This window comes from Vibrio sp. 10N.261.51.C6 (assembly GCF_041471785.1).
GTDB classification, from domain to species: Bacteria; Pseudomonadota; Gammaproteobacteria; order Enterobacterales; family Vibrionaceae; genus Vibrio; species Vibrio crassostreae_C.
Map to the genome: position 1 here is coordinate 1 of NZ_JBFRPB010000109.1, position 12,487 is coordinate 12,487.

Annotated in this window: 8 protein-coding genes; 5 read left to right on the forward strand and 3 right to left on the reverse strand. The window is 43.5% G+C overall.

Annotation, left to right across the window (positions count from 1 at the left end):
* Positions 1 to 94: 94 nt before the first annotated feature.
* Both AB4375_RS21225 and AB4375_RS21230 read right to left on the reverse strand, forming a co-directional pair.
* The gene (locus tag AB4375_RS21225; protein WP_017069963.1) at positions 95 to 844 is read right to left on the reverse strand and encodes an oligogalacturonate-specific porin KdgM family protein; all 750 of its coding nucleotides are present in this window, start codon (positions 842 to 844) and stop codon (positions 95 to 97) included.
* A gap of 1,041 nt (positions 845 to 1,885) precedes the next feature.
* A complete protein-coding gene (locus tag AB4375_RS21230; protein ID WP_017069964.1) occupies positions 1,886 to 2,497 on the reverse strand; it encodes a toxin-antitoxin system YwqK family antitoxin in 612 nt (203 codons plus the stop codon).
* A 509-nt stretch (positions 2,498 to 3,006) separates the two neighbouring features.
* Here AB4375_RS21230 and AB4375_RS21235 point away from each other — a divergent pair.
* On the forward strand, positions 3,007 to 4,779 hold the full coding sequence (locus AB4375_RS21235) for a sodium:solute symporter family transporter (protein ID WP_017067389.1): 1,773 nt from the start codon (positions 3,007 to 3,009) through the stop codon (positions 4,777 to 4,779).
* An 85-nt stretch (positions 4,780 to 4,864) separates the two neighbouring features.
* The gene (locus AB4375_RS21240; RefSeq protein ID WP_017069965.1) at positions 4,865 to 6,481 is read left to right on the forward strand and encodes a polysaccharide lyase 6 family protein; all 1,617 of its coding nucleotides are present in this window, start codon (positions 4,865 to 4,867) and stop codon (positions 6,479 to 6,481) included.
* A gap of 167 nt (positions 6,482 to 6,648) precedes the next feature.
* Here the strand turns inward: AB4375_RS21240 and AB4375_RS21245 are convergent, their stop codons facing one another.
* Positions 6,649 to 7,161 (reverse strand): peptide-methionine (S)-S-oxide reductase, encoded by a 513-nt coding sequence (locus tag AB4375_RS21245; protein ID WP_372052474.1) that lies wholly within the window; start codon positions 7,159 to 7,161, stop codon positions 6,649 to 6,651.
* Positions 7,162 to 7,400: 239 nt separating this feature from the next.
* Between AB4375_RS21245 and AB4375_RS21250 the strand changes: the two genes are divergently transcribed.
* The 3 genes from AB4375_RS21250 to tnaA all read left to right on the forward strand — a co-directional run bounded on the left by AB4375_RS21250 (position 7,401) and on the right by tnaA (position 12,413).
* Positions 7,401 to 8,516: a YcjF family protein gene (locus AB4375_RS21250; RefSeq protein ID WP_372052475.1), complete on the forward strand. Its 1,116-nt coding sequence runs from the start codon at positions 7,401 to 7,403 to the stop codon at positions 8,514 to 8,516.
* The gene (locus tag AB4375_RS21255; RefSeq protein ID WP_372052476.1) at positions 8,503 to 10,179 is read left to right on the forward strand and encodes a GTPase family protein; all 1,677 of its coding nucleotides are present in this window, start codon (positions 8,503 to 8,505) and stop codon (positions 10,177 to 10,179) included. The genes AB4375_RS21250 and AB4375_RS21255 overlap by 14 nt, the downstream gene beginning before the upstream one ends.
* A 761-nt stretch (positions 10,180 to 10,940) precedes the next feature.
* Complete coding sequence (gene tnaA / locus AB4375_RS21260) at positions 10,941 to 12,413, forward strand: tryptophanase (protein ID WP_372052477.1); 1,473 nt, start codon at positions 10,941 to 10,943, stop codon at positions 12,411 to 12,413.
* Positions 12,414 to 12,487: the final 74 nt, after the last annotated feature.

The window sequence follows — 12,487 nt, forward strand, 5'->3', positions numbered from 1 at the left end:
CTTGTGATCAAGAGACAGGCGATTAAGCTGGCTTTTGTTTAGGTCTTAGAAAATTAGGACAGTAATTATCTTAGATTATTCATGTAGCTATCGATTAGAAGCTGTAAGTTAGACCAACACGGCTACGCAGTTCACGAGTCGCTTTAGTTGATGAAGTGCTCACATCACCAAACTCTACATATGGTGCCCATTGACCCATAATATGGCGAATGCTTGCGTTCAACTCGTAGTTGGTATCGTCGTTGTCGTAGATGTCATAGCCATCCGCTTTGTAGTAGTTACCCTCTAAACCAAAGCGCCAGTTTTCCATTGAGTAGTTAACGTTTGCCGTTAGACGGTGACGACGTTGATTAGAAACGTTTTTATCAACCGTGATTGGAACACCGTCACTATCAACAATAACATCACCATTGTCATCGAATTGATACTCTGAGCTGCTAGTGTTCTGTCTCATATCGTAACGGTAACGAGCACTTAGGCTTAGGCCATCAACGCTATCCACTTTGTATGTTGCACGAACTTGAGGCTTGTATGTAACGCCAGATTCACGAGCTTCAATTGGCATACCGTAAGTCATTGTCCAGTTATCGTTTAGTACATGACGGTAGTTTAGACCAAGCTCCCAACCATTGTTCTTCAAATCTTCCATGAATTTACCGTCTTCTCCCTTGAATTTCGCTTCGATATCTACAAGGAAGTTGCCAATGCTATCGCCAAGTTTTACACGAGTAGCGTGTTGATCTGTATGACTCTTGTATTCGTGTCTCATATCGAAAGACGCAGCAGATACAGAGCCAGCAGCGAGTACAGATGCCACAGCAATCACGATTTTAGTTTTATTCATGGTATTAATTCCATATTTATATGGTTGAGTATTGGCCATAATTACAAGCCAAATAGAGTAGTTCTTGTCTTAAATGCATTTTGTTTTTGAAATTATTTCTTGGTTATTTCAAATTTATTTTGCATTTAAATAATACAAATATAGTAGCGATCCGAGGCGTGATGATCTGTGAACTTGATCGTGTTGTTAGGACAAAACCACTATTTACAAAGGGTTACAAAATCGAGTTGTTTCGTTAAGTTGATGTTTTTTAGTGATTTGTTTGGCTGTTGATAATGGTTTTGAAGAGTTTTGTTCATCAATAAATGTGCGCTACAGCAAAAAATTGAACCTTTAGATATCATTTTTATTTGTAATACATTATTATTTACTAACTTTCTGTAGCAACACATAACTTTGCTGTGTTGATTGCATGAACAGACGGTGTGAAGCCGAATAAGTAAGAGTGGTCTTGAAGCTAAATGGATTAAATCCACCGCTTTAAGAACATGAGACATTTACTTGAGGTGATTTAAAGCTCATCAGAGAAGGTTTGAAATGTAGTAGGCAAGGTAGTGACATAGCCTGCTATATAAGTATGAACTTGATAGGAATGAACTGGGTTCGAATCGTTACCCGTTGTTCTCATCAGCGACAAAGAAGAAATCGTTGAAGTGCTTGCGAAAGCATTTTGATTATTGCTCCCAACTATTCTAATTATAACTTCTGCTTTCATCTAGAAAGGTAGGAGATGGTAGTCGAAGATCTACCCTTGCGCTCATGTTGATACAGGCAACATGAGCGTTTTTTTATTTGAAATTTGAGTAGAGAGTCGTGTGCGGCTCAATAAGCGTGTAAACCGCGGCTTAAGAATAGGCTTTTAGGTTGATGACAACACGCTCAAGTGAGTCTGTTACAGCATCAAAGCCACGAACATTCACGCTTAATCACATGAATGTTCGTTTCTCTTCTCTTGTCTCTTAGTTGCAGACGTGTAGCTGCAAACTTTAACAGCAGGCGTTTAGTTATATCAAAGAGCTCCGTGAGAGCTGTTCTTGAGGCTTAGCTTTCTGTAGGCATCCACACCTGTTTAGAGGTGACTTTGTGATCTTTAAAGGTCAGTTCTTCAACTTTGTCACCGTTAGTATTCCAGCGAGTAAGTTTTCCGTTCGCGACTTCACCTTCATCAAACTTCGCTTGGCTGGCCTTATTACCGTTCGGGTAGTAGTCCGTTACCAATCCATCTTTTTGTCCGTCGCTGTATTCAGCTGTCAGGCTTTGTTCCCCATTGGGATACCAGCGAGAGGCGGTGCCTGATAGTTCATTGTCTTTATAATTGAGTTCTGCTTTTTTCTGTCCGTTTGGATACCAGGTTTCAGCTTTGCCTTGCAGTTCACCTTTTACGTAATTCACTTTAGAAGCGACTTGGCCATTCGGATACCAGTTAGTTTCTAGCCCAAGTTCTAAGCCATCGGCAAACTGAGCTTGGGTCGCGACTTGGCCGTTATCGAACTTCTGTTCAAATTGACCAGTGAAAGGTTTTGAATGGTTTACTTGGTAAGCCACGCCTTTACGCATCTGTAAGTAGTCAACAGCATCTTCACGCGGTGTTGCTGCATAGCTCATAGAAGATACCGTACTAAGAGCAATTAAGATTGGAACGTATTTCTTCATAATGACACCTTTTTATTGGACGGGGAAAGTGTAACGGGTGTGTTAAAAGCATTTCACTTCCGTGTATCCCTGTCAGTATCTAATAGTGGTTTTCAAGTTTTCATTATTGGCTGCCTAATATAGGGAACTTTTAAAAGCAAATTATCGATCTTATTTGTACTACAAATATGTTGGTTTAATTCATTTTTATAAATTATATCTAACGATATTTTTGCTGCTCTTCTTTAAGCTTTGATCGTCAAGAATAATAGTTTTTAACGATGAATCTTCGATTTTTAGAGACTTTGTTCATGTTTTTCGGGGTTTTGGTCGAAATTTAGTGCGGATAACTGCACTGACTTGAGGAATTGCGCTCCTAGGTGGTGCAACTTTGAACTCGATCACTTGTATGATTAATTGAGTGTCAGACTGTAAGATCATTGTCACGCATTTGGATTATTGTAGTACAAATATACTTGCCATTTATTTATAGTGACCTCAACAAAAAAACATAAATAAAAGGTCTAACGATGGAACTCAATACCCTGATAGTTGGCATCTACTTCCTATTCTTAATTGCGATAGGGTGGATGTTTCGAACGTTTACAAGTACGACAAGTGATTACTTCCGTGGGGGAGGTAATATGCTGTGGTGGATGGTAGGTGCAACCGCATTTATGACCCAGTTCAGTGCTTGGACATTTACTGGTGCAGCAGGTAAAGCCTTTACCGATGGCTTTGCCGTAGCGATTATCTTCATCGCGAACGCATTCGGTTACCTAATGAACTACCTTTACTTCGCTCCGAAGTTCCGTCAACTGCGTGTTGTGACGGTAATTGAAGCGATTCGTATGCGTTTTGGTAAGGTGAATGAGCAAGTATTTACTTGGTCTGGTATGCCAAACAGCGTTATCTCTGCAGGTATTTGGTTGAATGGTCTAGCAATCATCGCATCGGGTATCTTCGGCTTTGATATGACAACGACGATTGTCCTAACGGGTCTGGTTGTACTGGTGATGTCAGTGACGGGCGGCTCTTGGGCGGTAATCGCATCTGACTTTATGCAGATGGTTATCATCATGGCAGTAACGGTGACATGTGCAGTCGTTGCTATTTACCACGGTGGCGGTGTTACGCAGATCATTAGCGACTTCCCAACGGATTCGTTCATCACGGGTGACAACCTTAACTACATGAGCATCTTCAGCATCTGGGCTGTGTTCATCTTCTTAAAGCAGTTCAGCATTACCAACAACATGCTTAACTCTTACCGTTACCTTGCTGCAAAAGATTCAAACAACGCACGTAAAGCAGCACTGCTTGCTTGTGTACTAATGACGCTTGGTCCAATCATCTGGTTCATGCCTTCTTGGTTCATGGCTGGTCAAGGTGTTGATTTAGCAGCTGCTTACCCAGAAGCTGGCAGCAAAGCCGCTGACTTCGCTTACCTTTACTTCGTTCAAGAATACATGCCTGCAGGTATGGTTGGCCTTCTGATTGCCGCTATGTTCGCAGCAACAATGTCTTCAATGGACTCAGGTCTAAACCGTAACTCAGGTATCTTCGTTAAGAACTTCTACGAGCCGATTCTTCGTCCTAAAGCGACAGAGAAAGAGCTAATGGTTGTTTCTAAACTAACGTCTACCTTCTTCGGTATCGCGATCATCTTGGTTGCTCTGTTCATCAACTCTCTTAAAGGTCTGAGCCTTTTCGACACCATGATGTACGTGGGCGCATTGATCGGCTTCCCAATGACAATTCCAGCATTCTGTGGCTTCTTCATCCGTAAAACACCGGATTGGGCAGGTTGGGGCACGCTAGTTGTAGGTGGTGTGGTTTCTTACTTCGTTGGTTTCGTTATCACTGCGGACATGATTCAAAACTGGTTCGGTCTAAATGAACTAACTGGCCGTGAGTGGGCTGACCTGAAAGTGGCTATCGGCCTTATAGGTCACATCATATTTACTGCTGGCTTCTTTGTTCTTTCAACACTGTTCTACAAGCCTCTTGCTGAGCACCGTGAGAAAGACGTAGACAAGTTCTTCAACAACCTAGCGACGCCACTAGTTGCTGAAAGTAATGAACAGAAGAAACTGGATAACAAGCAACGTCGTATGTTGGGTTCACTTATCGCGGTAGCGGGTGTGGGCGTAATGACTATGTTCGTACTGCCAAACCCAATGTGGGGACGCATGGTATTCGTTCTGTGTGGCTTGATTGTGTTCTCTGTTGGTCTGTTACTTGTTAAAGCAGTCGATGACAAAGTCGAGCAACAAGACGAAGTGACTCCAGCCGAAGGCTAATTTAATACGCATCCTAAATAACATCACGGCCACCTGAACGGGTGGTCGTCATTTTTATAATCCAAACTTTAATGTGAGATGTACGATGAACAAAAAACTATTATCGGTAAGCATTATTAGCGCGTTCACACTCGCTTTTGCAACAGGCTGTACAACACAAGAAAAAACAGCACCCGTAGTCAGTGTCGCTGAACAAGCTACGCCTGCTGTTAGCGAAATTGACCGTAGTTACCTATTGAGCAGTGACCGCTTAACAGAGGTAGATGGCGACACTTTAGCCGTTGCTTCGGAAGAGCAAGTGGCTGCGCTTAAAGCACAATTTGAAAACCTAAAAGATGGCGACGAAGTGGTTATCCCTGCCGGTAAATACGCGAACTTAGGTCAAGTGACGATCACGGCGAATGACATCACTATCAAGGCTGAGCAAGCAGGCTCTGCGTGGATCACTGGTTTGATTCAGTTTGAACTGAAAGGCGATGACATCACGCTTGATGGCTTGGTATTTACTGAGGGCGGTCCTAACGAACGCTTTGGTGCAGTACGTATGATGGGTAATGGCAACACGCTGCAAAACTCAACATTCTACTACTTCAACCATGATTACACGTACGAGCCAGACGAGCGTCGTTCTGAGTATCCAAAGTACCTATGGGTTTCTCTATGGGGTAAAGATGGCAAAGTCATCAACAACCGTTTCGAAGGTAAGCAAAAACGCGGCACTTTGATCGGTGTACAAAAAGATGACACAGCCGACAACCACCTGATCGCAAATAATATCTTCATGGATCAAAAGCCTAACCAATTCAATGAATTCGATATCAAAGAAGCGATTCGTTACAACGGCAACAGCTGGGAAGCGATCCGTATTGGTGATTCTAAAGCTTCACAGTGGGATTCAAGTTCTAAGTTCGTGAACAACCTGATGATCGATATGGATGGTGAGCGTGAGCTTATCTCGATTAAGTCGGGCGACAACACGATCTCAGGTAATACTATTTTCCAAAGCACCGCGCTTATTTCACTGCGTCACGGAAAAGGCAACACGGTTGAGAACAACATGATTCTTGGCAATGGAAAGCGCCTAACCGGCGGCGTCCGTATCTACGATGAAGATCATGTGATTCGCAATAACTACATTGCAAACACTCGAGGCCGCGATGGTTTGATCGAAGGCAACGCTGACCTACGTGGCGGCATTGTTATTAACACAGGTATTATCGACGTAGCGAATGGTGAGCAGCTAGATCAATCGGTGAAAGGCAAAGAGCTGAACAAGCAGTGGACACCGAAAAACATCACCATCGAGAATAACTCTCTAGTCGACACTGAGTGGGGCATTGTTTACGGCAACCAAAGCCACCGTGTAAGTTTGTTTGACAACGCAGAAGTGGAAGGCATTTATGCGGGCGTTGATGTGGCGTTCAAACACAACGTGGTTGATAACTCGCAATCTCCTGAGTTTGTAAGTGTGCGTGCAACGCAAGATTACCCATTAGTCGGCGCAACCTACACAGACGAAACTTACGTAGGTCAAGTAACGGATTCTGGGTTGATTGAAAGCTATTCGGTTGAACTGCCAAAAATGACGGTTGAGAACGGTATCAACGCTTATCAAGGCGAAGGTGCAGACGTGTCTAAACTTGCGGTCGTGACGGCTGAAACAGCGGGTCCGGACTACGTGCTTGAGAATACGACTAAGTAAGTTATTGGCTATGGGTCATTACTTAATGGCTAATGCTTAATGGTTTGAGCTATCAAATCAATTCACGATAGCTGTCTTGACCATTAACACTTAAAAAGCCTCAACAGATAATGTCTGTTGAGGCTTTATCGATCTTAGGTTGTGACTATCTCGATCTTACGTCGTGACTACTGTGATTTATACTTATGCAGCAGATCCCAAGGGATATGGCATAAGTGATGATCTTCAGGAAATAGGCTCAAATGATGCTGGTGGATGTCGTCGCTGGCAACATAATTGGTCAATGGCAATATCTCGAGTGCGATACGGTCGGCGTCGTCACGAGAGGCAACATAGTGCTTAGCTTCGGTTAAGTGTTCTGCATTAGTGCTGTATACACCTGTGCGGTATTTCTCTCCGACATCGACACCTTGTTTATTCAAGCTGTAAGGGTCGATAATCTCAAACAAGTGTTCCATCAAAATCGTGACTGACGTGATGTTTGGATCAAATTCAATTTGTACGCACTCCGCGTAGCCATTGTAATCGCTTTGTCTACCGTCGCTTTGTGTCGTTTTGTTCTCTGTTGGCTGGGCGCTTCCATTAGCACGGCCTGCTTCTGTGCTGATAACACCAGGAACGTACTTAATAAATTCTTGTACACCCCACAAGCAGCCGCCAGCTAAATAAATTTGTTCCATACTTCTCTTTGAGCTCTCTGTGTTTGTTGATGTTCGTTAGGTACCCGAATCAATACGATGATACCCGTACGTATAAAAAAGCGTCTATAAAAATGAGCGCGCAAATAAAAACAAGCGTTTAGGCATTGTAAACCTGTGCGACTGAACAAACATAAGTTTAATATGATTTGTGATTATATAAGTCAGTATTGCTTTGTCATCAACTCGAATCTCAACATCAAGTGAGCGTTACTCTAAACATGTTTGATCAAATAAAAGACTTCATTAATCCGAGCAAGAACCCAGACTTGACTCAGGCTCATGAATATCAGCGCAAGCATCTTCCTACATTGTGGCTGTTGGGCAAAACGGGGGCGGGCAAGTCATCGTTTATTCAAGCGGTCACGGGCGACTCTTCTGTAGAAGTGGGCAATGGTTTTGCGCCTTGTACCATGACGGCGATGTCGTATGAGTTTCCGCAAGACAAACCCGTGATGAGGTTTCTTGATACCAGAGGACTCAGCGAAGCGAATTACGATGCGAAAGAGGATTTGGAAGAGATTGGTCAGGCAGGTAATGCGTTAGTCGTTGTAATGAAAGCCGACGAACCTGAACAATCCGCTGTGCTTACGGCTCTAAAACAGATTAAGAAACAGAAGAAGATTAAACACTTGTTGCTGGTTCATACGGCGGTGTTGTCTTCCAGTGAACCAGATCGAGCAAGGCAAATTCAGTTCAACACCAAACAAGTAGAGAAGGCTTGGGGTAAAGAGTTTGAATCGGTAGCGGTCGATTTCGAAACGGATGACAACGCTATGTCTAACAGCGAAGCGGTTTACAACTATGACATCTTGTTAGAAAAGCTGAGCAGTATTCTTCCGGTGATAGGAATGATGGTGCAAGACAAAGAACATTCCACGCAAGAAGAAGCCAACTTTGATCAAGTAGAAAACGAAGTGCTTTGGTATGCAGGAAGTGCCGCAGCGAGTGACCTGATTCCGGGTGTTGGTTTGGTGTCGGTACCTGCGATTCAAGCTAAAATGCTTCACAGCTTGGCCAATCAATATGGGGTCGAATGGAATAAGAGAGTCTTTAGTGAGTTGATAGGCACTCTGGGAAGCAGCTTTGCTTTGCAATACGGAATGAAGCTGGGCACTCGACAGTTGATAAAGCTGATTCCAGTTTATGGTCAAACGGTAGGTGCGGTGGCTGCAGCGGCAATGAGTTTCGGCACCTCTTATGGTTTAGGTCGCGCGGCTTGTTTTTACTTCTATCATAAGAACAAAGGTGAAGAAGTGTCTGAACAAGAGATGCAGAAGATCTACAAAGAATCTCTGAAAAAAGGAAAGGCGGCGTCGGGTTATGAAGAAAATTAGAAACCTATTTCGATTACTGGCGGTGCTATCGAGCGGACGCTGGGGCATTGCCCTGATTTCGGCGATCTTCCCAAGCATTATCATGATGGGTTTTGGTGTCTTCTTGGCGATCAAATACGGTTATCTACTCGAAATGTCGATTGCCATTGCCGTGAGTACCTTGGTGTTCACCATTCCTTTATTCATTTCTAGCCGTTCTTCAAGCCGCTCTTCAAATAAAGAGTCTTTCTCGAATAAAGAGAGTGGCGGCCTTGGCGAGGATACTGCTGAAGCTGAATCACAGCATAAAAAAGCTGATATCAACGATGCATTGGTTAAGGCTTCGGCTGATTGGTCTCAAAAAGAGCTGTCGATCTGGAATGATTCAAAATACCATGTACGCCAACAATTAATGGTCGACATAGAGTGGGGTAACCTAGACCAAACCGGTTTAGAGGTACTTGAATTTGTTGCGAAAAAGTTTGATAAGAAATCACTCGATTTTTCGATTCCTGAAGGACTAAAGCTGTTCGAAGAGGTCAGCCGACGCTACAAATTGGTAGTGCGAGAGCATATCCCCGGCATTGAGTATCTCAAGGTTTCTTACATCAAAGCGGGCTACGAAGCCTACGATAAATACGGTGAGCTAGGACAGAAGATCTTCAAAGCGGCTATTTGGGGTAACCACCTTAAAAACTTGTATTTGAATCCACTCAAGGTGATTTCTGATTTAGGACGAGAACAAGCGACAGCAACGATGACAAGGGGTGTGGTTGATGACATGCAATACGCCGCCAAACAAGCCTTGTTAGATGAAGTTGCGGCGGTGGCGATTGATCTCTATAGCGGACGTTTCAGCATTGAAGATGAAGCATTGAAAGCGTCCGATGTGTCTGAACTCGACGAACAACGCTTTGCTCCAGAGTTAGAGCCCGTGCGAATCGTGCTGGTGGGGCAAACGAGCTCTGGTAAATCTTCACTGATTAATGCCCTTAAGCAAGAGCTGGTTGCCGAAGTGGATGTACTGCCATCAACCGACACTTCAACGGTTTACAACGCGTTTGTCGACGACAATGATGTTCGCGTTGTTGATCTTCAGGGGCTTGATGGCAATCCTAAAACCGAAGCCTTAATGCTGAAAGAGATGACCCAAGCGGATGTGGTGCTATGGGTGCTTAAAGCCAATCAATCTGCGCGTGATTTGGATAAGCAATTGAAAGATAGATTTGATGCTTTCTATGACGATCCTAAGAACATCTCACGCAAGAAGCCGATTGTGGTGTCGGTTGTGAATCAGGTAGACCGATTAAAGCCTGTAGACGATTGGCAACCACCGTATGACTTAGAGAATCCAACATCGACCAAAGCAAAGATCATTGCTCAAGCGCTCGAATACAATCATATATTGCTGCAAACCGATATCGTGTTACCGCTGGCGATTGCGCCAGAAAAGGTACAGTTTGGTTTAGATACTTTAAGGCAGACGTTGATAGAGCGTATCGCTGACGCAAATAACGTTCAGAGAAACCGCCAACGTTTAGAAGCCATGAAAAGAGGCTCGTCGGTTAAAGGCCAACTGAATAAAGCAGTCAAAGTGGGTAAGAAGGTGGCACCCAGCGTATTGAAAGCGGCGACACCAAAACTGGCTGAAATGGCCATCAAGCAAGCCGTGAAGAAGAAGTAAGTCATTCACTGCGAATACGGTTCTGGTGAGGTTTGAGCCTCATCAGAATTTATCTTTTCTAGATCGGCGAGTTTTGGATCTTGGCTTTATTAGATGATGGCTTTTTTAGAAAACAGCTATCTTCGCCCCTTATTAGAGAGGTGTTGATTTCAAAAGAGATTTGATATTATTAAGTAACTCGCTGAACTAGTTTAATAGTATATAAACGGCTGTGATTCACAGTTTATATAACATGCTATCGTATTTAATTATCATTCTAAATGTTGATCACATTTATACTTTTCTAAGCTGTATTTATAAAACAATTACACTATATTTAAATTTCGGATTATCTTGATTTCAACGTAGGGATATATTGTGAACATGTATCTGAAATGGCAATCAACAACATGGCTAACCTTGTTAGCTTGGTATACCTTAGATCACCAGCTCTCGTTCCGCCTTTCTTCAGAGTAGTACCCTCTAGGCGTCACACGCCAGCAAAGCAGCGTGCTTTGTTTACCTATCAGCAGCTTTGATAACCTTTGAACGCATGAATGTCGCACTTATTATTTCGTGCAGAATATTCGTTGTTTTGTCGTTCTCGCTAATTATCTTAGCCTCTGTTTAGGTTTGATTAATAAGTCATTATTTAATTTGTTTATTTTCACTGTTAATTTTCTGTGTATCTTTATACGGAACTATTAATTTAATAGTGAGGACTCGTGACATCTAAAGAAAATACATTTCGATCTGATCGGAATGTATTGAAAGGTATTATTATGGAAAACTTCAAACATCTACCAGAACCGTTTCGTATTCGTGTTGTAGAGCCAGTAAAAAGAACAACTCGCGCCTATCGTGAACAAGCCATTGTCGACGCGGGCATGAACCCATTTTTGCTCGACAGTGATGATGTGTTTATCGACTTACTGACAGACAGCGGAACAGGATCTATCACTCAGCGTATGCAAGCCGCGATGTTAATGGGTGATGAAGCTTACAGTGGTAGCCGCAGTTACTACGCATTGTCGAATGCGGTTAAGGATATCTTCGGTTACGAGTTGACGATTCCAACACACCAAGGACGCGGTGCAGAGCAGATCTACATTCCGGTTCTTATTAAGAAGCGTGAAATGGAGAAAGGGCTCGATCGCAGCAAAATGGTCGCCTTGTCGAACTACTTCTTCGATACAACACAAGGCCACACCCAAGTGAATTGCTGTGTGGCGAAGAACGTTTATACCAAAGAAGCGTTCGATACCTCAGTGAACGCGGATTTCAAAGGCAACTTCGATGTGGTGAAGCTGGAAGAAGCGATCTTAGAAGCGGGCGCAGCCAATGTTCCCTACATTGTGAGCACCATTACTTGTAACTCTGCTGGTGGACAGCCAGTGTCTATCGCCAATCTAAAAGCCGTGTATGAAATCGCTCAGAAGTACGATATTCCTGTGATCATGGACTCGGCACGCTACGCAGAAAATGCCTACTTCATTCAACAACGTGAAGCGGGTTATCAGGATTGGACAATCGAACAGATCACGCGTGAGTCTTACAAATACGCGGATGGTTTAGCTATGTCTGCCAAGAAAGATGCCATGGTGCAAATGGGCGGCTTGTTGTGCTTTAAAGACGACGCTTTCATGGATGTGTACACAGAGTGTCGAACCTTGTGTGTGGTGCAAGAGGGCTTCCCAACCTATGGTGGCTTAGAAGGTGGCGCGATGGAGCGTCTTGCGGTTGGCCTTTATGACGGCATGCGTCAAGACTGGTTGGAATATCGTATTGGTCAGGTTCAGTACTTAGTCGATGGCTTAGAAGCGATAGGTATCGTATGCCAACAAGCAGGCGGTCATGCAGCGTTTGTCGATGCGGGTAAACTGCTTCCTCATATTCCAGCAGGCCAATTCCCGGCGCATGCTTTGGCGTGTGAACTGTATAAAGTGGCAGGTATTAGAGCGGTTGAAATTGGTTCTTTACTGCAAGGTCGTGACCCTGCAACGGGCGAGCAACATCCATGTCCTGCAGAATTATTACGCTTAACCATTCCACGTGCCACTTATACGCAAACCCATATGGATTTCATTATTGAAGCGTTCGAAAAAGTGAAAGAGAACGCAAGCAAAGTGAAAGGGCTCGATTTTACCTACGAGCCGCCGGTGTTAAGACACTTCACTGCGCGCTTGAAAGAGGTTGAAACCGTTGAAAAACAGACAGAAAAAAAGAATGAACAAACGCTCGAAGAAGCATTTTAAAATAAAAACATAAGCGAATAGTCACTAGAAACATAATCAAAGGCTCCCTCGGGAGTAATGCCGTTCACTTAAGA